The organism is Streptomyces sp. NPDC017056 (genome assembly GCF_044332485.1).
Lineage (GTDB): Bacteria > Actinomycetota > Actinomycetes > Streptomycetales > Streptomycetaceae > Streptomyces.
Genome location: NZ_JBIRPD010000024.1, coordinates 88,162 through 109,949, shown reverse-complemented (window position 1 = coordinate 109,949; position 21,788 = coordinate 88,162). Strand labels below are relative to the sequence as shown.

Sequence of the window (21,788 nt, the reverse complement as noted above, 5' to 3'; positions counted from 1 at the left end):
CCCCTCGTCCGCCCGTCGAGGGCGGCCTGTGCTGCTTCGGGTGGTGCGGCCCGCGGTGCGGGCGGGCGTGCGCCCGTACCGGGGGCCGGTGGCGCGGGCGGCGCCTCAGAACGCGGAGTCATATCCGGCCGATCCGCCGCCCGTGCCGGTCCCGGCCTGGCCGGCCGGCCTGCCGGTGCCGTTGGCCGCGGGGTTGGGCGCGCTGCGGGGGCCCGGCATCCGGCCGGGGCGGCGGCCCGGGGAGGGCCGTTCCCGGCCCTGGCCGCGGCCGCCGCGCACGAACAGCTCCAGGTCGTGGTCGAGCGCGAGGGGCGCGCCGCGCGGCACCGGCTGCTCGCCGCCCTTGGGGGACCGCAGCCGCAGCCCGTCGCCCTTGCGCACCAGCCGGTACGCCTGTGCCGCGCGCGCGTCGCGGCGGCGCAGCCCCGGGCGGGCCGAGGCCGCGCCGTCCACCACGAAGCAGAACACCTTCGTCCTGGCGCCGCGCACCTTGAGTTCGCCCAACGTCTTCCCGTCCCTGCGCAGTTCGACGACGATCCCCTGCAACGAGCCCTGGATGCCGCCGTACCAGACGCGGACGGCGACGACGGCGGCGGCCGCGAGCAGCAGCCCGGCGCCGACGACGACCGCCCACCACCACCGGTCCCACCAGGTGGGCGCGGGCGTGACGGTGACGGTCAGGAACCCGGAGCCGACCTCGCGGCCACCGTCGGTCAGGTCGGTGACGGTGATCCGCCCGCCGGCGTCGCCCGCCGGGGTGCCGCCGCCGAACGACACGGTGAAGGGCACCGGCTGCTGGGCGCCGGGCGCGACCGTGACGGTGGCCGGGCCGACGCGCAGCGCGGCCGCCGAGGACTGGTCGGCCAGGCCGAGCCGCAGCGTGTGCGGGCGGCTGTCGTTGTTGCGGGCCACCAGCTTGCCGCCGACGGCGCCGCCGGGGTGGACGCCGTGGCCGTCCAGCGTGACGCCGGCCGTCACCAGCGCGGGCCCGGAGGAGACCCGGGTGTTGTAGGGCCGCCGGTCGCCGGTGACGCCGGGCGCCGCGATCGCGCCGGCCAGCCGCAGGGCGCCGGTGGCCGTCTTCGGCACCGTCACCGTGCCCCCGTACAGGACGTCGCCCGCCTTCTCGTCGTGGCTCGCGCCGTCGTCGCGCAGCGGCACGTCCACCGGTTCGAAGCCGTCGCCGGACAGCTGGGCGGCGGCCCGTACCCCGGCCAGCAGCCCGGGGTCGGTGATCACCACGCCGCGCCGGGTCTGGAGGCGCATCCGTACGGTGACGCTCTCGCCGGCCCGTGGCGCGGACGGCTCCAGCGTCACCGAGGAGCGCAGCACGCCCTGCCAGATGGCCCGTACGGTGGCCGGCTGGTCGCGGTGGCCCTCGGGTGCGGTCAGCTGCACCCGCCACTGCCCCGGCAGCGGGTCCTTGACCCGCAGCGCCTCCACCGGCCCGTCCTGGCCGCTCACCTCGAACCGCGAACCGTCGGACTCCCCTTGCAGGGGTACCTCGCGGCCCTTCGGGTCGAAGTACCTGGCCCGCACCTTGGGGTCGCGCTTGGTCACCGTGATCGAGCCGTCGGTGGCGATCGGCGGGATGGTGACGGTCAGCTCGCCCGGGGGCTTGCCGCTGGTGCCCTGCTCGACGCGGGCGCAGCGGGCGGCCGCGAACGCGCCCTGGAGTGCCTGGTCCACGTCCGCCGCGCCGTCGACGACCTCCGGCCGCGGGCGGGCCCCCGGCAGGTCGGCGCAGCCGTTGCGGTAGCCGGCGTCGGCCATCTGCTGGAGGGCCTGCTTGTCGATGCCCTTGCCGAAGCCCAGCGGCCAGATCTGCACGTGCTCGCGGCGCGCCTGGGCGAGCACCTCGCGCAGCTGCTTCTCGCCCTCCAGCTGCCGGGCCTCCGGGTCGGCGCCGTAGGCGGGGCTGTCCTTGACGTTCAGCTTGCCGTCGGTGAGCAGGAACACGACCTTGGGCGTTCCTTCAGCGGCGCCCTCGCGCAGCCGGGCCAGGGCCTGGGACAGTGCGGCGGGGAAGTCCGTACCCGGGCCCAGGCCGTTGTCCGTGCGGTCGTTGAGCCGGCGGGCGCAGTCGCTGATGCGCTGCCGGCCGGCGGCGTCGACGACGGTGGGCGGGCAGACTTCCCGTACGGGCTGCTGCCCCTCCTTCTCCGCGCTGCCGAAGCCGATCACGCTCGCCCTGGACCGCTCGGAGATCTCGCCCTGGCCGATCAGCGCGGCCGCTTCCGCCTCGCGGGCCAGCGCGTCCTTGTCGATGCTGGCCGAGGCGTCCACGACGACGGCGAAGTCGACGGGGTCGGGCCCGGCGGCCGGTGCGGCGGGCGCGGACGCGGCCCACGCGGGCGGCGGGCCGAGCGGCACGGCCGCGCACAGCGCGGTCAGCGCCGCCACGGCCGCGCGGCGCACCCCGCTCACCACAGCCCACCGGCCAGGGCGCAGGTGCCGCCGGCCGCCAGGCAGCCGACTCCCCAGCGCAGCCAGCGGTACTTGGTCCCGAGTATGCGCCCGAGGGCGCACGCCTGCTCGACCGCCCACAGCGCGGTGTCCCGGCCCGCGAGGCTCACCCGCGGCAGCAGGGCCTCGGCCGAAGCGCCCCTGGCCAGGTGCGGGAAGAACGTCAGAAAGCCGTCCGCCGAGGTGCGGGTGCGCGGCAGCACGGCCGCCACGAACATCGCTATGCCGGCCGTCCACAGGACGGTGCCGGCGAGCAGGAGGGCGCCGCCGGCGGACGGCGTCAGGAACCGCCCGTCCCTGCCGAGGAGCAGGACGAGCGCCGCCGTGGCCCCCGTCATCAGGACGGACGCCTTGGTGTCGGCGCGGCTGATCTCCTCCCGTACGACCTTGAGCAGGCGTTCGGCCACGAAGTCGGAGCCGGCGTCGGGCTCGGGGCCCCGGCAGGAGCAGGGGCAGGAGCAGGTGCTCATTCGTCCCCCCAGTCCAGGCCCCGGCCGCGGCCGCGGCGCGGCGCGGGGCCGTCCCCGCGGTCGTCGCGCGGCTCGTCACGGAGGTCGTCGCGAAGGTCGTCACGGAAGCCGTCACGGAAGCCGTCGGACCGGCCGGTGCGGTAGTCGTCGCGTTCGGCGGCGGGCTGCACGCGGTCGGGCTCGTAGACACGGCCGGGCCCGTCGCCCCTGCCGTACGAGTCGTCCTTGCCGTACTGATCGTTCGTGCCGTACGGAACATCCTTACCGTACGGATCGTCCGCGAGGCCCGGCTCCGGGTCCGGGTCCAGGTCCGGGTCCTGCGCCCAGTCCATGCGCTGCCGCTCCCGTACCCGCTCGCGCTCGGCGTGGTGCTCGCCGTCCTCCAGTGCGCGCCGCCGCTGCGGCTGCTCCAGGAAGGAGTCGGCGGCGCGCCCCACCACCCCGCTCGTGGTCGACCGCAGGAAGTCGATGGCCGCCAGGGTCTGGTCGTTGAGGTCCTGCCGTTCGATCAGGCCGCCGTCCACGAAGCGGAACACCGTCTCGATCGACAGAGCCCGCTCCTCCCGGCGCTCCTGGAGGATCGCCTGATGGATGTCCCAGGCGCGGGCCTTGTCCCGTGCCATGAACCAGGCGATCCGGCTGTCGTCGCTGCCACTGAGCACCTGTTGCAGCTCGGTGGCCCTCATCCGCGTCAATTCCTGTTCCCGCCGTTCCCTTTTCAGTTCTTCCGCGTGCTGCCGCCGCGCGAGGTCGCCCTCGTGGTCGATGGCGGTGCGCTGCCGCTCCGCGCTGATGCCGCGTTCGCTCAGGTCGATCCGTACGAAGACGTCGGTCTCCAGGCCGAATTCCTCGCCCGGGCGCAGCCCGGCCAGCTCGCTCTCCACCGCCCGGTCCGCCTGTTCCGCCTCGCTGATGCGGTAGCGCCTGGTCACCCCGCGCAGCGCCTTGAGCAGCACCGGCGAGAAGTGCTCCGCGAGGTCCCACACCCCGGCGCAGACCGCCGCGTACGCGTCCACGACGCGCCAGCGCACCTGCACCTCGGCGCGGAAGGACTCCGCGTCGCCGGCCGCGGGCAGTTCGGTGCGGAACTCGGTCAGGTGCCAGCCCATCCGCACCTCCATGACCGTGAAAGGCCCTCTGAACAGCGGCTTGTTGACGTCCTCGCGGCGGTCCGGCCACACCACGCTGTAGCCGCCGTTCTCGTACCTGAGCACCGCGGCCACCTGCATGCCCGGCCGCCGGAAGCGCCCCTCGGGCACGTACTCCCGTACGAGCGGCCCCCGCACCGCCGCCCCGGGTCCCGGCCCCCGGCCGTGCCCTGCCGGCGCGGCAGGGCCCGGGGCCTGCCCGTAGCCGTATCCCGCGCCGTTCCCGCCGTCTTGCGTCATCGTCGTCCCTCTCCTTCCAGCACCGCCCGCATCCGCGCGGCCGCCCGGGGGGCGAGCGGTTCGTCACTGTCCCGCTCCAGCCGGGCGACCAGCAGCAGCAACCGGCCCCGGTCCCGCCGGTCCCACACCAGCCGCGGCAGGAACGCGCACAGCACGTCGAGCTGCCGCGGGTCCTCGGCCGCCCGCCGCATCCAGCGGGCCGTCTGCTCCTGCGCCGCGGCGCCCGCCCGTGCCGTGTTCAGCGCGCTGCGCACCAGGTCCGCCAGCCAGGGCGCCCGGTCCGGGTGGGCCGCCACCAGGGCGGCGGCCAGCGGCCAGGACGCGTACGGCTCCAGGGCGGGGCTGTCCTGGAGGCCCCACAGGTGGGAGGTGCGGGTGGACAGCGCGCGCAGCACCACCAGCAGTGCGAGGTTCTGCCGTACCTGCCGCCGGTCGTTGAGCCAGCGGGCCAGCCGCCTGAGCACGACCTCCGGCTCGGGGCCCGCCAGCAGCCGCACCACGCTGTACGAGGCGGCGTCGGCGGGCTTGCCGTCGTCCCGGCAGCCGATCCTGGCCAGTTCGTCCAGGGAGCCGGCGACCGAGCCCGCGACCATGCCGTAGCCGTGCGCGAAGGCCGCGGTCTCGCAGGCCGCCGCGTCCCCGCCGCGCGCCCAGTCGCGCAGCAGGCCGCGCACGGCGAGCCGGACCTGGGGGTCGCGGGACGCCTCGGCCAGCGCGGTGGCAGCGGCCATCTGCTGGACCGGGCTGTCGGCGCGGGCGAGCGGCAGCAGCAGTTCGGAGAAGCCGTACAGGTAGTCCCAGGAGCACAGGACGCCGGCGGCGATCGCGGCGCGCACCCACATCTGGGGGCGCTGGTCGTCGCAGAGCGACCGCAGCCAGCGGGTCAGCGGCCCGCGCACGTTGTGGTAACCGTCCCATGCCTCGTACAGGACGGCGGTGGCCAGCCTGCGTCCCTGGAAGCGGGCCACCCGTACGGGGATGGCCGCGTCGCCCAGGTCTTCCATGCCCCGGCCGGGGACGGCGCGCGCCGCGGCCAGCCGGGCCGCCGTGTGCGCGGTGAACAGCGGCCTGCCGGGCGCGTACTGGGGATCGAGGGTGACCGCCAGTTCCCAGGCGAGCAGTTCGCCGGACTCCGTCACCAGGCTGTCCGCCGAGCCGTTGAAGACGGCGAGGGACAGCCGCAGCGCCGCGGCGCGCAGGGCGGGCAGCGCCTCGGGCAGGGTGCCGGGGCGGTCGGCGCCGGCGAACCACTCCTGCGCCTGGCGCGGCGCGAACCACCGGCACTCGCGCAGGAGCCGCGCGTCGTCGGCGTCGCCCTTGGCGTGGGCGCACAGGTGGGTGGCGAGCCGGGCGGCCTCGCCTGGGCGCAGTTCGTCCAGGCCCAGCGCCTCTTTCACGTCGGCGCGTTCGGCGTTGGCGTGCGCCAGGTGCCGGATCGGTACGGGCGCGTCGGCGAGCAGGTCCGCCACGTGGCGTTCGAGGACGTCGGCGGCGGGCGGCGGTACGCACAGCGCGCCGTAACGGCCGCGCACCAGCCGGTCGGCGAAGTCACCGCTGCCCACGATCAGCACGCCGTACGCCCCGCGCCCGGCCAGCAGGGCACTCAGCCGGTCCAGGTGGAGTTCGGACGGGCGGCGTTCGGTGCCGCCGTTGCGGTCGGGCCCGGTGGGTGCGCCCGGTGCGGTACCGGCGTCCTCGGCGGGCAGTTCGAGGAGGTAGCCGCGGCCGGCTTCGAACTTCTCCTTGTCGACGCTGCCGAGCGTGGTGGACGGGTCGAGGCGGGAGACCCCGGCGGCGATGTCGTGGAGGAGGGCGAGGCCCGTCGAGGCGCGGCCGGTGCCGTGTTCGCCGCACAGGGCCAGCAGGTGGGTGCGCTCCAGCCGGGTCTTCATCGCGTCGTAGCCGGGGGCCCGGCAGTAGACCCGGTCCAGGTGCTCCAGTTCCTCGGCCGGCACCGGCCCGTCGACGAAGACGTCCTCGGCGCCGACCCTGACCTGTGTCTGGTAGAAGGTGTTGCCGTCGTAGATCTGGTTGTCGCCTTCCACGTGGAGGTTGGTGCGGGCCTCCCGCGCGGTGCGGGCGCCGCCCGCCTCTCCCGCGCCGCCCAGCGGGCTGCCCTTGGGGGCGTCCAGGCGGGGCTTCTCCTCGGGCGGCTCGCCGCCGGTCCCCTTGCCGTCGGCCTTCCCGTCCTTGCCGTCCCTGCCGTCCTTGCCCCCCTTCCCGCCGTCCTCGTCCCGGCCGCCCGGCCTGCCGTCGTTCTGCGGCGGGGGCTGTTCGCCGCCGGCCGCCGCCCCGTCGTCCGCGTCGGTCACCTGCCACCGCCTTCCGTGGCGCTGCCGGTCTCCGGGCCGGACGCGGTGTCGCGGACGCCGGTGAAGTCCCCGTTGAAGGTGTTGCCGTCGAAGATCTGGTTGCTGCCGCCGATGTGCCCGAAGTGGTACTTGGCGGCGTACTCGGGCGGCGGGGCCGATCCCCCGTGGTCCGCCCCGCCGCCCTGCTCCGGCGCCGGGCCCCGGGCCGCGTGCACCCCTGTCACGCGCGGCCGTTCCGGTGCCGGAAGCGGCGGGTACGGCAGCCGGGGGACGTGGAACCACGCCTCCGTGTCTGTCTCCTTCTTCGAGACCCGGGCCTTGCGGTAGTGCTCGGGTTCGATGCAGGCGCCGCCTTCCGCCACGACGTCGTGGTACAGCGAGTCGGACACCACGAACAACAGCGGTGCCCTGCGGGCGAGTTCGATGACGTCTCTGGCCGTGTCGCTGTCGCACAGCCGGCAGGTGAGGTCCACCGCGCGCCCCGCCAGCCCCCTGGCGTCCTCGGCGACGGGGCCGGCGTGCATGGCCACGCGCATCCGCAGCGGCTCGGCGCGCCCCTCGTTCTCCTGGCGCAGCCGCTGGTAGACCCCTTCGAGCCAGGGGCCGACCAGTTGGGCGGACGGTACGTCGGGGGCGAGCGCGACGAGCACGCCGTCACCGCGGTCCTCCATGCGGAAGGAACACTCGCCGACCCCCGCGGCGTCGAACCCCGACGCGAAGACCCCGTACATCGCCTCGCGCATCCGCAACTTGGCCCGCAAGCCCAGCCGTCCGGATCCGCAGACGTCTCCGTTGACGACGAGTCGGTGCAAGGCTTCCGTGCTCACTGGACCTCCTGGATCGTGCCGACGTGAAGCAGCATGGCCGGGGCGGGGAGTGGTGGCTGTAGCCGTTTACACAGCGGGCGGGGATTCCCCGATACGTCCGGAAGCGGCGTCGCCGACCGTGCGGCCCTCGGCGAGCAGCCGCAGCAGCGCGAGGTCGAGCACCGCCAGCCGCCGGGGCCCGGTCCGCACGACGCCCTGCTCCCGCAGCAGGCGCAGCGCCTTGGCCACCGCTTCCCTGGTGGAGCCGACGGCGGCCGCCAGGTCGTGCTGGGGCAGCGGCAGGTCGACGTCCACGCCGCCCGACCCGGCGCGCCCGGTGCGTTCGGCCAGCTCGGCCAGGCGCGCGGCCAGCCGCTGCAGCACCTTCTCCGAGGCCAGGGACCGCCGTTCGCCGTCCGAGCTGCGCAGCCGGGAACTGAACTGCCGCATGATCAGTACGGTCGCGACGGGCCGGGCCGCCAGGTAGCCGCGGAACCGGTCCCCTGGCACGACCACGGCGTCCACGGGGCCGAGCGCGGTGACGGTGGCGCTGCGCGGGCGGTGGTCGACGGCCGCCTGGTCGCCGACCACCTCGCCACTGCCGCGCAGCGCCAGGATCAGCCGTACGCCGCGCTCCGTCTCCAGGGAGACGGAGGCCCAGCCGTGCACGATGGCCACGACGAAGGTGGTGGTGTCGTGCTCCCTGAGGACGACCTCGCCCGGCGCGTAGCTGCGGCCCCGGCCGAGCGCGAGCAGCGCCCGCCGGTCCTGCGCGGGCAGCGCCCGCAAGAAGGGTCTGCCGTCCTCGAAGAGACTCATCCGCCCCCTCCCCCCGCCGTGTCGGTCGCCGGCCCCGGTCACCCTCGGGCCCCGTGGACCCCTCGGTCCTTGTGCATCTGGTCGCCCTGGGGCCCCGGCCCGGTTCCTCAGCGTGGCGGAGAAATGAGCTCGCCTCTGAAATCTTTCGTTACAGGCGAGGTTCTTGCGCAAATTGATCGAGCTGCGCTCGGTTGAGTTACAGAACAGTAGGCATATGACCAGACCCCGTCAACGCTCCACCGCTCCTCAACTGCCGTTATTTTCTTGCTCGTTGAGGAAGCCGAGGAAGCCGAACGCCTGTACTTCATTCGGCTTTTCGAGCGACGGGGGCGCGGGGGCGGGGAGCACGGCGGCGGGGAGCGCGGCGGGCCCTCCGTACTACAACCGCGGATCCACCGGCTCCGACTCCAGGGCCAGAACCGCGAACACCGCCTCGTGGACACGCCACAGGGGCTCGCCCTCGGCCAGGCGGTCCAGGGCCTCCAGACCGAGCGCGTACTCGCGCAGGGCGAGGGAGCGCTTGTGGCCCAGGTGCCGGACGCGCAGCCGCTCCAGGTTCTCCGGCCGGGTGTACTCGGGGCCGTAGATGATCCGCAGGTACTCCCGCCCGCGGCACTTGACGCCCGGCTGCACCAGCCGGCCGTCGCCCTTGCGCACCAGCGCGTCCAGCGGCTTGACCACCATGCCCTCGCCGCCGCCGGCGGTCAGATCGAGCCACCACCGCACGCCCGCCGCGACCGACGCCGCGTCCTCGGTGTCGACGACCAGCCGGCCGGTGTGCCGCAGCAGGCCGGTGGCGTCGTGCTCGACGAGCCGGTCCAGCCACGCCAGCTGCTGGTCGTGAGGCACGGCGGCCAGGCTGCGGCCCGGCGCGGCCAGGATCTGGAACGGTGCCAGCCGTACGCCGTCCAGGCCGTCGACCGGCCAGCAGTACCGCCGGTACGCCTCGGTGAACGCGGCGGCGTCCGCTGCCCGTTCGCGCTGCCGCGCCAGGAGTTCCGGCACCTCCACGCCGCGCGCCGCCGCGGCCTCCAGCGCGTCCAGCGCCCCGGGGAACGCCGCGCCGGCGGCCGCACCCACCGCCGCGTACTGCCCGCGCAGCAGGCCGGACGCCTTCAACGACCACGGCAGCAGTTCGGCGTCGAGCAGCAGCCAGTGCCCGGAGCCGGCCGCGGCGGGGGCCGCGAGCTCCTCCCACAGGCCCGCGCCCTCCACGGCTTCCCGTACGGACTTCACCACCTGCTCGGTGACGGCCGGATCGTCGAAGAACGGCCGGCCGGTGCGCGTGTACACCGCACCGCTCACGCCGCCCGCCGCACCGAACCGCTCGCGCGCCGCCGACTCGTCGCGGCACACCAGGACCACGGCACGCGAACCCATGTGCTTCTCCTCGCACACCACGTGCCGTACGCCGTCCGCCCGGTAGGACGCGAACGCCTCAGCCGGGTGCTCCAGGTAGCCGTCCTCCCCGGATGTCGCGCAGGGCGCCATCGTCGGCGGCAGGTACGGCAGCAGGCGCGGGTCGGCGGCGAACCGACTCATCACCTCAAGGGCGGCCGCGGCGTTCTCCTCCTTCACCGCCACCCGGCCCATGTGACGGGTCTCCACGACCCGCCGCCCGGCCACGTCCCCCAGGTCCAGCGGGCGCCCGTCGGCACCGCCCGGCGCCTCGTTGGCCAGCGGCTTGGCCGGCTCGTACCAGACCCGCTCGGCCGGTACGGACACCAGCTCCCGCTCCGGCCAGCGCAGCGCCGTCATCGCACCGCCGAAAACACAGCCGGTGTCCAGGCAGATGGTGTTGTTCAGCCAGCTCGCGCGCGGCGCCGGCGTGTGCCCGTAGACCACGGCGGCGCGGCCCCGGTAGTCCTCGGCCCACGGGTAGCGCACCGGCAGCCCGAACTCGTCGGTCTCACCGGTCGTGTCGCCGTACAGCGCGAACGACCGCACCCGCCCGGACGTCCGGCCGTGGTACTTCTCCGGCAGCCCGGCGTGGCAGACCACCAGCGCCCCGCCGTCGAGCAGGTAGTGGCTGACCAGGCCATCGATGAACGCGGCGACCTCGGTACGGAACGCCTCGTCCTCCCCCTCCAGCTGCGCCACGGTCTCGGCCAGCCCGTGACTGTGCCGCACCTTGCGGCCCTTGAGGTAGCGGCCGAGCTTGTTCTCGTGGTTGCCCGGCACGCACAGCGCGTGCCCGGCGGCCACCATGCCCATCACCAGGCGCAGCACACCGGGACTGTCCGGGCCGCGGTCGACCAGGTCGCCGACGAACACCGCGGTCCGGCCCTCCGGGTGCCGGGCGTCCACGGGGCGGCCGAGCGCGTCCCGCACGACCTCGTACCCCAGCCGCCCGAGCAGCGTCTCCAGCTCGGACCGGCAGCCGTGGATGTCGCCGACGACGTCGAACGGGCCGGTCAGGTGCCGCAGGTCGTTGAAGCGCCGCTCGGTGACGATCTCCGCCGCCGCGATCTGCTCCACGCCCCTGAGCACGTGCACCTTGCGGAAGCCCTCGCGCTCCAAGTGACGCAGCGAGCGGCGCAGTTCGCGCTGGTGGCGCTGGATGACGCGGCGCGGCACCCCGGCCCGGTCGGCGCGGGCCGCGTTGCGCCCGGCACACACCTCCTCGGGCACGTCGAGGACGACGGCCACCGGCAGCACGTCGTACTCGCGGGCCAGCTTCACCAGCTGCCCGCGCGCTTCGGGCTGGACGTTGGTGGCGTCCACGACGGTCCGCCGGCCGGCCGCGAGCCGCTTGCCCGCGATGTAGTGCAGCACGTCGAACGCGTCGCCGCTGGCGCTCTGGTCGTTCTCGTCGTCGCTGACCAGGCCGCGGCAGAAGTCCGAGGACAGCACCTCGGTGGGCTTGAAGTGCCGGGCCGCGATGGTGGACTTGCCGGATCCGGTGGCGCCGACGAGCACCACGAGGCAGAGGTCGGGCACGGCCAGCGGGCGGCGGTCGGTGGTGGAGCCGGTCATGTCACGGCCTCCTTTTCGGGCTGTTCGGGTGCGGGGGTGGGAGGGGAGGCGGGGGTGACGGGGGCCGCGGGGGTGACGGGGGTGGCAGGGCCCACGGGAGTGGTGGGGCCCACGGGGGTGGGGCCTACGGCGGTGGTGGGGGCCTCCGCCAGCCGGAAGTACGCCAGCTGGGTCGGCGGCCCGACCTCCGGGTCGTCCGGGCCCACCGGCCGGAACTCCACCACGTACCCGTGCCGGTCCGCCACCTCGCCGGCCCACGTACGGAACTCCTCCCGCGTCCACTCGAAGCGGTGGTCGCGGTGGCGTACGTGCCCGGCGGGCAGCGACTCCCAGCGCACGTTGTACTCGACGTTGGGCGTCGTCACGACGACCGTACGCGGCCTGGCCGAACCGAACACCGCGTACTCCAGCGCGGGCAGCCGCGGCAGGTCGACGTGCTCGACGACCTCACTCAGCACGGCCGCGTCGTAACCCTTCAACCTGGCATCCGTGTACGCCAGCGAACCCTGCACGAGACGTACGCGCTCGGCCTGCCGCTCCGGCATCCGGTCCAGCCGCAGCCGGTGCCGCGCCTCGTGCAGCGCGCGCATCGACACGTCCACCCCGACGATGTCGGTGAACTGCCCCTCCTTGAGCAGCTCGCCCACCAGCTGGCCCTGCCCGCAGCCCAGGTCGAGCACCCGCGCCGCCTTCGCGTCACGCAGCACACCGAGGATCGCGGCCCGGCGCTGCACGGCGAGCGGCACCGGCTGCTCCTCGGTGTCGGCCGCCTCGTCCACCGCGTTGTCGATCTCCTCGGCGGCCGTGTCGTCCACCTCGGCGAGCCGGGCCAGCTCCAGCCGCTCCAGCGCCTCGCGCGTCAGCGACCAGCGGCGGGCCAGGTAGCGCCCGGCGATCAGCCGCTGCTCCGGGTGGCTCTCCAGCCAGCCTTCGCCGGCCCGCAGCAGCTTGTCGACCTCGTCGGGCGAGACCCAGTAGTGCTTGGCGTCGTCCAGCACCGGCAGCAGCACATACAGGTGCCGCAGCGCCTCGGCGACCGTCCGCTCCCCCGCCAGCTCCAGACGTACGTACCGCGAGTCACCCCACTCGGGAAACGTCTCGTCCAGCGGCACCGGCTCGGCGCGCACCGTCCAGCCCAGCGGCTCGAACAGCCGGTGCACGAGGTCGGCGCCACCGCGCGCGGGCACGGCGGGCAGCGCCACACGCAGCGGCAGCGGCAGCGCGGGCAGCTCGGGGCGCGCATTGCACTGCCCCTTCATCGCGCTCGCGAACACCGCGCTCAGCGCCACGGCCAGCAGCGAAGAGGCCGCGTACGGGCGGTCGTTGACGTACTGCGCGAGGGCCGAATCCGGGGCGCCACCGCGGCCCTTGCCCCGGCCGCGCCGTACCAGCGCGACCGGGTCCACCTCCAGGAGGAGCGCGGCCGTGCAGCGTTCGGCGTCCGCCTCCGGGTAGAACACGTGGGCCGTGCCGTGCGCCGTCGAGAACGCCTGCGCCTTGGCGGGGTGCTTGTGCAGCAGAAACCCGAGGTCGGTCGCGGGGCGCTCGGCGCTGCCAGTGGTGGTTATCGTCAGGAACACGCAAACGAGTATCGCCCGATAGCGGCGATATGACCTAAGCGTTTTACGGACCAGAGGCTGCGAACACGAGGATTGCCATCCCCCTCCGCCCCGCCCATACCTGCCGCACTCCCCGCCCCTCTCCTCCCTCAGTCCCTCCCCCGCCCTCCGTTCCCTCCCTTCCCGCCCTCTGCCCCCTCCGACCCTCCCCTCCCGCTCCTCCCTCCCCTCTCTCCCCTCTCTCCCCTCCCTCCGTGCTCTGCCGTGCCTCTTCCGTGCTCCCGGCACGCGCAGGGCAAGATGGGCGGCATGGAACTCCGGATCTTCACCGAGCCCCAGCAGGGGGCCACCTACGACACCCTTCTCCGCGTCGCGCGGGCCGCCGAGGACCTGAACTACGGCGCCTTCTTCCGCTCCGACCACTACCTGCACATGGGCAGCACCGACGGGCTGCCCGGACCGACGGACGCCTGGATCACGCTGGCCGGTCTGGCCCGGGAGACCACGAGCATCCGGCTCGGCACCCTGATGACCGCAGGCACCTTCCGCCTCCCCGGCGTCCTCGCCATCCAGGTCGCCCAGGTCGACCAGATGTCGGGCGGCCGGATCGACTTCGGGCTCGGCTCCGGCTGGTACGAGGAGGAGCACAAGGCGTACGGCATCCCCTTCCCCAAGGAGAAGTTCGGCCGGCTGGAGGAACAGCTTGCGATCATCACCGGGCTGTGGAAGACGCCGACAGGCGAACGCTTCAGCTTCGACGGGAAGTTCTACCAGCTGACGGACTCGCCCGCGCCGCCGAAGCCGGCGCAGCCGAAGGTGCCGGTCCTCATCGGCGGGCACGGCGCCAAGCGCACCCCCGCGCTGGCCGCCGAGTACGCCGACGAGTTCAACATCCCCTTCGCCTCGCTGGACGCCACCGAGCAGCAGTTCAAGCGGGTACGCGCGGCCGCCGAGGCTCGCGGCCGCGACGCCGACGACCTGGTCTACTCCAACGCCCTGGTCGCCTGCGTCGGCAAGAACGACGCGGAGGTCAAGCGCCGCGCGGACGCCATCGGCCGCGAGGTCGACGAGTTGAAGGCCAACGGACTGGCCGGCTCCCCCGCCGAGGTCGTCGAACGCCTCGGCCGTTTCGGGGCCGTCGGCTCCCAGCGCGTCTACCTCCAGATGCTCGACCTGACCGACCTCGACCAGCTGGAACTGATCGCCTCCGAGGTCATGCCACAGGTCTCCTGAAAACACCGCTCGGCGGACGGCTCGGGCGGGCGGGGGCGCGGCGGCGGGCTGGGGGCGTTATGGCGGGCGGGGGCGTTACGGCAGGCTGGGGCCGGGGCCCGGGCGGCCATTCACCCGGCGGGCGGGGGCCGGGGGCGGGGCAGCCGTCACCCGGCGGGCGCGTCCCCGCCCTGCTCCCAGGCCCCCGGGCACCACTCCACCAGCAGCAGGGTCGCGTCGTCGCGCAAATCCTTGGCCTGGTCGTCGACGACGAAGTGGATCAGTCGGCGCAGCGTCTCGAAGGCCAGCTCCCCGCCCGCCGTCGCACGAATGATCAAATCCGTGAGCTGGCACCCATCATCGCCTCCAAGCGGGCCTACAGCGACACGTTCATACGGCAGGCCCGCACCCCAGCCACATCCAGACGCCCCCAGCCACACCCCGACGCCACCTTGACGGCACCCAGGCATCACCCCCGGCGGCAGCCCGGCATCCCCCCCAACCGCACCCCAGCGGCAGCCCGACGCCCCCGGCAGCAGCCCGACACCACCCCCGCGCCCAGACGCCGCACCCAGCCCCCTCGCCCCGCGCCCAGACCCCTCGGCCCCGCCTAAGCCCCTCACTCCGCGCCAGACTCTGCGCCCCACACCCAACCCCCGGCCCCACGCCCAGGCCACGCGACCGGCGCCCAGCCCCCACGCCCGACGGCCAGGGTGTCGTTCGGGAGAGCACGCGCCGGCGCGTGCTCCGGTCAGGCTGTGTCGCGGTCCCGTACGGCGAGGTGCTTGAGTATTCCGGTCACGCGGTCGCGGGATTCGTCGGCGACGTCCATCGCCTCCACGCAGATCCAGTACATCCCTTCCTCGTCCGCCGCGCAGACCACGCCCACCAGCGCCTCGCACACCTCGCCGAGCAGCCAGGACAGTCCCCGCAACGCCGCCTTGGTGTCCCGTACCTCGGACAGCTGGGCCGCTCGCGGCCCGCCGATCCTCGGCGCCGGAACCACCAGGGCCGCGCTCGTCCTCCCTCCCGCATCGCCCAATCCCCGCGCCCGGGACCGCACTTCGTGCGGGCCGGATATCGCGAGATGACTGCCCACCGCCTCGGCCAGAGCCTGGGCCTGCCAAGCCTCAAGGACGATCTCCTGGACCGTCCGCGCCTGCGCCAGTCCGCGCCGGCTGGCCGCGATGATGCGCACCGCGTCCATTCGCATCCCCCTCCCTCAGACCGTGGTCAGCTTCGCCGCATCTACCTGCCACTACCCAGCGTGAACTTGAACAGCCGAAAAGGCCAGAGGAATTCGCAAATCTGTGGACAACCAAGACGATGTGGAAAGATCCTTCACTCCATAGAGTGACGATTGGCTCGTTCGGCCCCCTTCACCGGAAAGCGCGTCTCGTTGCGTTCGATCTTGGCGGCCAGCGCAGCCAGCACATCGATGCCCAGGACGTCGCAGAACTGCAGCAGGTACGCCAGCACGTCGGCGACCTCGTCCTCGACCCGCCCGGCCGCCGTCGCGTCGGACATCACCTTCGCCGACTCCTCCGGCGTCAACCACTGGAAGATCTCCACCAGTTCGGACGCCTCGACGCTGAGCGCCGCCGCCAGGTTCTTGGGCGTGTGGTACTGCTGCCAGGCGCGGGCCGCCGCGAAGTCGGCCAGCCGGCGCTGCAATGCTTGAAGATCCTCACTCATGCCCCCAGGTGTAGCACCCGCACCCCCGGCAGCCCGTCGGCGGCCGACGCGTCCCGTACCGTCCCGAGCAGCCGGACGTGCCCGCGCCCCACCATCCGTACCGCCAGCTCCAGCAATGCGCGCGCCTGCCGGCCGTCGAGGCACCGGTCCATCCCGTCCGTCACCAGTCCCAGCACCTGGCGGGCGGAGAGCACCTCGCCCACCGGATCCATCGCCAGCACCTCCGGCCCCGTCAGGAGCACCAGCGCCAGCGCGAGGTAGCGCAGCTCCCCGTCCCCGAGTTGCTCCAGCGGCGTCGCCGGCTGCGCGCCCCGTTCGACCAGGGCCCGCATGCCGACGGTGCCCGCGCGCGACACCGGCTCGGCGCGGAGGCCCTCGACCGGCCCGACGCAGCCCGCCCCCACCGCTTCGACGAGCAGCGCGTGCCGCCGGGAGCATTCGCGGCTCGTCCGCCCCAGTACGGCGGGAAGGTTGTCGCAGGCCGTACGCAACCGCCCGTCGCCGGCGGACCAGCCCCAGCCGCCGCCGAAGGTCCCCCCGTCGTCCGCCATCCCGTCGCCACCGGAAACGGCTGCAAAGCCGCCGGCCGTTCCCGTTCCCGTTTCCGTTCGCGCGCCCGGAGCGGCGGCGCCACCGACCCCGCCGGCGCGCCCGCCGGCCCCGCGACTGCCGTCCCCGGCACCGGATCCGCCACCGGTTCCGGTCCCGGTCCCGCCTCCGGAAGGGCTCGCCCCCGCGCCGTCGCCCGATCCGGCTCCGGCACCTCGCATCGCCTCCGGCCGCGGGTCGCACGCGAACACCGTCCGCAGCGCCACGACCACCTGTTCCGCCGCCGCCAGCACCAGCCGCTGCCCGGCGGTCTTGCCCGCGACGCGCAACGGCAGCAGTGCCGTACCGAGCCGGTCGTCGGGCAGCGGCGCGCGTGTCACCGGCGTCGATCCGGCCGTGTACCAGGCGGCTTGGACCGCACGCCGGGCAGGGTCGGTCAGGGCCGTGGTCAGCAGCGTCTCGCCGCCGCCGGTCAGCCGTTCGCCGACGATGCGCAGTTCGGGGTCGGCCTGTACGGCGACGTCGAGCCGGACCGGTCCGACCGGCCCGTCAACCGTGCAGCCGATGCGGAAGCCGCGTCTGCCCTGCTCGTCCGGCCGCGCCCACGCCGGTACGCATCCGGTGGCGCCGCCCGGCACCGCCGCCACGGCCCGTTCGAGCCGGGCGCCGCTGCCGAGCCGCGCGAGGATCTCGTACGCCTGCAGCACGCCGGACTTCCCGCTGCCGCTCGCGCCGGTCAACAGCGTCAGCGGGCCCAGCGGGAAGGTCGCGCCGCGGTGCGACTTGAAGGCGGACAGGCGTAATTCGGTGACCGCCGGGCGCACACTGTCAGTGTCCATACGAGGACGCTAGGCAACCGGCGAAAGCAAAACCGTTACGGCTGCAACGCCTTCCTACGATCGGGGTACGGCACCGGCCGGTGGCTCGGCGACCTCGGTCCCCACGGGCGCGAGCAGGAAGACATTGGTGTCCACCCGGTGCATCCCGCTGGCGAGGCCGAAGACGACTCCGCTGGAGAAATCCAGGATGCGTTTGGCGACGTCCGCGTCGGCGCTGCTGAGGTCGAGCAGAACCGGAATCTGCGCCATCAGGTACTCGGCGACCTCGCGCGCGTCGGCGAAGGTCTGCACCCGGATGACGACGAACCGCCGCATCTCCTCGCCCGGTTCCTCGTCGGGCAGGGCACGGTGGTCGGGCCACGAAGGCCATTCACTGCTGCTGCGAAGGGGAACGACCTCGGCGAGCCCTTCCCACTGTTCGTCGGTGGCGTCGGGCCCGTTCACCGAATCACCTCTCTCGGAGGGGCGCTGGACAACTGCGGTATCTGCATCGCGTAATTCTAGGGATATACACATATACGTCGTCGGAAGCGACACACGGATGGCGTCACCTGGTCCCTCCATCCTGCACCATGGCCACTGACCAGCGTCGACACCCTGGGCATATATCCTGCGTCGAGTTCTCCTGTACCTGTTCACCCCACTTGTCACGGAGGTCGGTTCTGTCATGGGCACTGAGCCTCCCGCCCACGGGCGGCGCGGCCTGCGCGGACTGCGCAAACCCGCGAAGAAGCGCCCCTCGGACGCCGCCCCGCCGGCCGACGCCGCAGCCGGGCCGCCGGCGCCGGACCCCGGCCCCTCCACGGCGAGCAGCGTCATCAACGCCACCCTGTACCGCGACGGTCATCGCCTCAGTACCCACGACACGCTCGCCGACACCTTCCGGCAGCTGCGCACCACCGCGGGATCCATGGCCTGGATCGGCCTGCACCGGCCGTCGTCCTCCGAATTGGTCACCCTCGCCACGGAATTCGACCTTCACCCGCTGGCGGTCGAAGACGCGCTGGAGGCCCACCAGCGGCCGAAGCTGGAACGTTACGGCGGCACCCTCTTCGTCGTACTGCGCGCCGCGCGCTACCTCGACGACCCCGAAGAGGTCGAGTTCGGCGAGCTGCACCTCTTCGTCGGCCCCGACTTCGTCATCACGGTCCGGCACGGCGGCGCCCCCGACCTGCCGGCCGTGCGCCGCCGCATGGAAGCGACACCGGAACTCCTCAAGCGCGGCCCCGAAGCGGTCCTGTACGCGATCCTCGACGCCGTCGTCGACGATTTCGCGCCGGTCGTCGCCGGCGTCCAGAACGACATCGACGAAATCGAGACCGAGGTCTTCGGCGGCGACCCACGGGTATCCCGCCGCATCTACGAACTCTCCCGCGAAGTCGTCGAATTCCAGCGCGCCACCCGCCCCCTGAACCGCATGCTGGAAAGCCTGACGGCGGGCTTCGAGAAGTACGGCATCGACGAGGAACTCCGCCGCTACCTCCGCGACGTCGCCGATCACGCCACCCACACCACCGAACGCGTCGACGGCTTCCGCCAGGCGCTCCAGGACATCCTCACCGTCAACGCCACCCTCGTGAACCAACAGCAGAACGCCGAAATGCGAGCCCTCGCGGAAGCCGGGTTCGAACAGAACGAGGAGATCAAGAAGATCTCGTCTTGGGCGGCGATTCTGTTTGCTCCCACATTGGTGGGAACGATCTACGGCATGAACTTCGAGAACATGCCCGAGCTGGGGTGGGGGTTCGGGTACCCGTTCGCGATCCTGCTGATGGCAGGGGTGTGCGTGAGCTTGTACTTCATCTTCAAGAGGCGGGACTGGCTGTAGCGAGGCGTCGCAGGGAGTGATCAACTCGCGTACCCGAAGGACTCTGAAGACTCTACGAAGCCTCCTGGGGAGAATCCAGGGAGAATGCGCGACGCTGGGGAGTGGTGCACCGCCCGCATCACCAGCCATTGCACAACCCTCGGCCAGCCAATTTCCGTCGACATCCCCGCGTACGCCGTCACGGTGGGTGTTAACTGAACGGTCTACGCAACCGCGTACACAAGGAGGACGGTTGGAACCGAGGAGTGCTGCGGCGGCAGGGAAAGACTTTCCTTACACCGCCCGTACGACGTGCTACGTCGAGGTCCACGAAGACGGCACCGTGACGCACGGGGGCGGCCACGCCGCGTACGAGCGAGCCGTGGCCGGCAAGTCCCGTCTGTTCGCGGTCTGGCCCGGCGAGTGGTCGAGCCACTTGTTCGTGATCGACGACCTGGACGAGTACGCGAAGGCGCACGGCATAAAGCATGACGAGGAGCGCACCGGCCTCAAGGAGCACGTCCACGACGTGCAATGGGAGCCGAACCCGTACGGGGAGAGCAGCCCTCGAAGTCCCTACCTCAGCGTCAGCGTCACGCTGGACTGCGGCTGCGAGATTCACGACCTGCGTACCTTCGCCGCTCAGATGAAGGCGCAACAGGGGTGGGACGTGGCCACCAGCGGCGGCTGGGGCAGCAGTGGTGCACCTGGGGGAAAGAGGGAGTACTCACTGCGCGTTCGCCGTAGGAGCCTTACGGGCTGACCCGAGCGGCGCCCCAGAGTCCGCACAGCAAGGCGGGTGATACAGCATGTGCTGTATCACCCGCCTTGCTGTCCCCTCAGGCGCTGGCAAGGTCACAGCCCTGACCGGCGAGACCATCGCCAACGCGTACGAACGCGGCATCGCCCGCCTCATTCCAGGGGCCGGTCTCTCGGTCACGGTCGGCCGCCCCAACTACCCAACCGGGCACGAGCCTGGAAGAACGCGAAAGGAGGATCAACGCAGGTCAGGTACCCGATCGGTCATATTGCCGCTGGTCAGCGCCCCCAAGTAGAGCACTTAGAAAAGATCTTGTCGTGGGCGGCCATGCTCTTCGGTCCGACGCTGGTCGGCACCATCTGCGGACTGGCTCTGAGCACGGGGCTGGCTCTGAGTAATCGTCGTCAGTGCGTGCGCGCTGCCGGCCGGACTCCGCGGAAGCGCCGGGCGGATTGCGCCGCCCGGCCGGGCGGTGTCCTTCAACACGCGCAGGAGATGCCCGAGCGCGGAGCGGTCAGGTCGTCGACGGGGCGCTGTTCGACGCCGGTTGCGGAGTCGTAGGCGAAGCCCTCGCGTACCCAGTACTCGAAGCCGCCGAGCATTTCCTTGACCTGGTAGCCGAGTCGGGCGAAGGCCAGGGCCGCGCGTGTCGCGCCGTTGCAACCGGGGCCCCAGCAGTAGGTGACCACGGTCCGGGCCGGGTCGATCAACTGCGGTGCCAGGTCGGCGATCCGTGCGGTGGGGACGTGGCGGGCGCCGGGGATGTGGCCCTGGGCCCAGGCGGCGGCGCTACGGGTGTCGACCACTACGACGCCGGGTGCGCCGGATGCCAGATCGGCGTGGACATCGGAGACGTCCGCCTCGAAGGCGAGACGGGCGGCGTAGTGGGCGGCGGCCTCGGCCGGGGTGGCGGCGGGCACGCTCAGGACGGCGCCGGTGATCTCGGCGGGGGCGGTGACAGACATCGGGATACCTCTCGTTCTTTCTGGTCGGAACGGGTTTCTGCAGGCCGTGCCGGGTATCCCCGGCTGGTTACGCCCCCATCCTCCGATCCCCGGGCCCGCCCCACGAGTGGCGTAAACGCCTGCCGTCGCCAAGATTCCGCCAGCCACTCAGCCAGCCGTACGAAGTGACCCTCCTGGATGCGCGGGGACGCGGGTGAACGTCTTGCGGTAGGCCGTCGGTGTCGTGCGCATCTGGCGGTTGAAGTGGTGCCGGTACGTCGCGGTGCTGTCGAAGCCGACCGCGGCGGCGACCTCGTCCACGGTCCCCTCGCCGGATTCGAGCAGCGGCAGGCTGGCGGCCACCCGCTGGGCGATGACCCAGCGCATGGGGCTCACGCCGTTGCGGCGGGTGAAGTGCCTCAAGTACGAGCGTTCCGACATGCGCGCGGCCCGGGCCAGGGCGGGCACGGACAGCGGTGTGCGCAGATGGCGCAGCGCCCAGTTCATGCTCTGCGTGACGCCGTCGTCCTCGGGGCTGACCTCTCCCACCGCCGCCTCGATGAACTGGGCCTGCCCGCCCTCGCGATGCGGCGGGACCACAAAGCGGCGCGCCACCGCGTTGGCGACGGCCGCACCGTGATCGGCCCGGACCAGGTAGAGGCACAGGTCGATACCGGCCGCGCTGCCCGCGCTGGTGAGGACATCGCCGTTGTCGACGTACAGCACGTCGGGGTCCACCTCGACGCCGGGATGCCGTTCGCCGAGTGCGCGGGCGTACCGCCAGTGGGTGGTGGCGCGCCGGCCCTCCAACAGGCCGGTCGCCGCCAGCGCGAATGCCCCCGAGCAGATCGACACCAGTCGCGCCCCCCGCGCATGGGCCCGCAGCAGCGCTTCCACCAGGGCGGGCGAGACCTCCGCCCCGGCCTCGGCCACCCCCGGCACGATGACCGTGTCCGCCGCGGCCAGCGCGTCGAGCCCGAACTCGGCGCGCACCGTGAACCCGCCGACCGCCCGCAGGTCCCGGCCGGGTTCCTCGGCGCACACCCGCAGTTCGTACCAGGGCAGGTCGCCCAGCTCGGGCCGGGACAGGCCGAAGACCTCCACCACCACGCCCAGCTCGAAGGGCGCCATGGCATCGAAGGCCAGCACGGCCACGACATGCGTCTTCTCCATGGCTGGATCTTAG

At 73.0% G+C, this 21,788-nt stretch carries 18 protein-coding genes; 3 read left to right on the top strand and 15 right to left on the bottom strand.

Annotated elements, in window-relative coordinates:
- Positions 1–105 precede the first annotated feature (105 nt).
- From ACH4OW_RS33360 to ACH4OW_RS33325, 8 genes are all read right to left on the bottom strand, one after another.
- Complete coding sequence (locus ACH4OW_RS33360) at positions 106–2,427, bottom strand: VWA domain-containing protein (protein WP_398031653.1); 2,322 nt, start codon at positions 2,425–2,427, stop codon at positions 106–108.
- Positions 2,424–2,936, bottom strand: coding sequence for a Pycsar system effector family protein (locus tag ACH4OW_RS33355; protein WP_398031652.1), 513 nt, complete (start codon positions 2,934–2,936; stop codon positions 2,424–2,426). Before ACH4OW_RS33355 ends, ACH4OW_RS33360 begins: the two co-directional genes overlap by 4 nt.
- The gene (locus ACH4OW_RS33350; protein ID WP_398031650.1) at positions 2,933–4,324 is read right to left on the bottom strand and encodes a hypothetical protein; all 1,392 of its coding nucleotides are present in this window, start codon (positions 4,322–4,324) and stop codon (positions 2,933–2,935) included. The genes ACH4OW_RS33355 and ACH4OW_RS33350 overlap by 4 nt, the downstream gene beginning before the upstream one ends.
- Positions 4,321–6,636 carry a hypothetical protein gene (locus ACH4OW_RS33345; RefSeq protein WP_398031648.1) on the bottom strand — a complete coding sequence of 772 codons (2,316 nt, stop codon included), beginning with the start codon at positions 6,634–6,636 and terminating at the stop codon, positions 4,321–4,323. The genes ACH4OW_RS33350 and ACH4OW_RS33345 overlap by 4 nt, the downstream gene beginning before the upstream one ends.
- A complete protein-coding gene (locus ACH4OW_RS33340) occupies positions 6,633–7,463 on the bottom strand; it encodes a hypothetical protein (RefSeq protein ID WP_398031647.1) in 831 nt (276 codons plus the stop codon). The genes ACH4OW_RS33345 and ACH4OW_RS33340 overlap by 4 nt, the downstream gene beginning before the upstream one ends.
- Positions 7,464–7,529: 66 nt before the next feature.
- Complete coding sequence (locus ACH4OW_RS33335) at positions 7,530–8,261, bottom strand: Crp/Fnr family transcriptional regulator (protein WP_360134814.1); 732 nt, start codon at positions 8,259–8,261, stop codon at positions 7,530–7,532.
- A 378-nt stretch (positions 8,262–8,639) separates the two neighbouring features.
- Positions 8,640–11,237 (bottom strand): polynucleotide kinase-phosphatase, encoded by a 2,598-nt coding sequence (locus tag ACH4OW_RS33330; protein WP_398031645.1) that lies wholly within the window; start codon positions 11,235–11,237, stop codon positions 8,640–8,642.
- Complete coding sequence (locus tag ACH4OW_RS33325; protein ID WP_398031643.1) at positions 11,234–12,817, bottom strand: 3' terminal RNA ribose 2'-O-methyltransferase Hen1; 1,584 nt, start codon at positions 12,815–12,817, stop codon at positions 11,234–11,236. Before ACH4OW_RS33325 ends, ACH4OW_RS33330 begins: the two co-directional genes overlap by 4 nt.
- Before the next feature lie 288 nt (positions 12,818–13,105).
- Here ACH4OW_RS33325 and ACH4OW_RS33320 point away from each other — a divergent pair, with 288 nt between their 5' ends.
- The gene (locus ACH4OW_RS33320; protein WP_398031641.1) at positions 13,106–14,029 is read left to right on the top strand and encodes an LLM class F420-dependent oxidoreductase; all 924 of its coding nucleotides are present in this window, start codon (positions 13,106–13,108) and stop codon (positions 14,027–14,029) included.
- Positions 14,030–14,175: 146 nt separating this feature from the next.
- Here ACH4OW_RS33320 and ACH4OW_RS33315 read toward each other — a convergent pair whose 3' ends face one another.
- From ACH4OW_RS33315 to ACH4OW_RS33295, 5 genes are all read right to left on the bottom strand, one after another.
- A complete protein-coding gene (locus ACH4OW_RS33315) occupies positions 14,176–14,346 on the bottom strand; it encodes a hypothetical protein (protein WP_360134802.1) in 171 nt (56 codons plus the stop codon).
- Positions 14,347–14,759: 413 nt separating this feature from the next.
- Positions 14,760–15,215, bottom strand: coding sequence for a DUF6099 family protein (locus ACH4OW_RS33310; RefSeq protein WP_360134799.1), 456 nt, complete (start codon positions 15,213–15,215; stop codon positions 14,760–14,762).
- A 134-nt stretch (positions 15,216–15,349) separates the two neighbouring features.
- Positions 15,350–15,703: a nucleotide pyrophosphohydrolase gene (locus ACH4OW_RS33305; protein WP_398031639.1), complete on the bottom strand. Its 354-nt coding sequence runs from the start codon at positions 15,701–15,703 to the stop codon at positions 15,350–15,352.
- A complete protein-coding gene (locus tag ACH4OW_RS33300; RefSeq protein ID WP_398031638.1) occupies positions 15,700–17,091 on the bottom strand; it encodes a biotin transporter BioY in 1,392 nt (463 codons plus the stop codon). Before ACH4OW_RS33300 ends, ACH4OW_RS33305 begins: the two co-directional genes overlap by 4 nt.
- A 54-nt stretch (positions 17,092–17,145) precedes the next feature.
- The gene (locus ACH4OW_RS33295; RefSeq protein WP_360134790.1) at positions 17,146–17,535 is read right to left on the bottom strand and encodes a cell division protein SepF; all 390 of its coding nucleotides are present in this window, start codon (positions 17,533–17,535) and stop codon (positions 17,146–17,148) included.
- A 223-nt stretch (positions 17,536–17,758) separates the two neighbouring features.
- Between ACH4OW_RS33295 and ACH4OW_RS33290 the strand changes: the two genes are divergently transcribed.
- Complete coding sequence (locus ACH4OW_RS33290) at positions 17,759–18,919, top strand: magnesium and cobalt transport protein CorA (RefSeq protein WP_398031636.1); 1,161 nt, start codon at positions 17,759–17,761, stop codon at positions 18,917–18,919.
- 232 nt (positions 18,920–19,151) lie between these two features.
- On the top strand, positions 19,152–19,661 hold the full coding sequence (locus ACH4OW_RS33285; RefSeq protein ID WP_398031634.1) for a hypothetical protein: 510 nt from the start codon (positions 19,152–19,154) through the stop codon (positions 19,659–19,661).
- A gap of 476 nt (positions 19,662–20,137) precedes the next feature.
- On the opposite strand, the gene ACH4OW_RS33280 is transcribed toward ACH4OW_RS33285, so the two are convergent.
- Positions 20,138–20,623: a rhodanese-like domain-containing protein gene (locus tag ACH4OW_RS33280; RefSeq protein WP_398031632.1), complete on the bottom strand. Its 486-nt coding sequence runs from the start codon at positions 20,621–20,623 to the stop codon at positions 20,138–20,140.
- Between the two features lie 147 nt (positions 20,624–20,770).
- On the bottom strand, positions 20,771–21,775 hold the full coding sequence (locus ACH4OW_RS33275; protein WP_398031630.1) for a helix-turn-helix domain-containing protein: 1,005 nt from the start codon (positions 21,773–21,775) through the stop codon (positions 20,771–20,773).
- Positions 21,776–21,788: the final 13 nt, after the last annotated feature.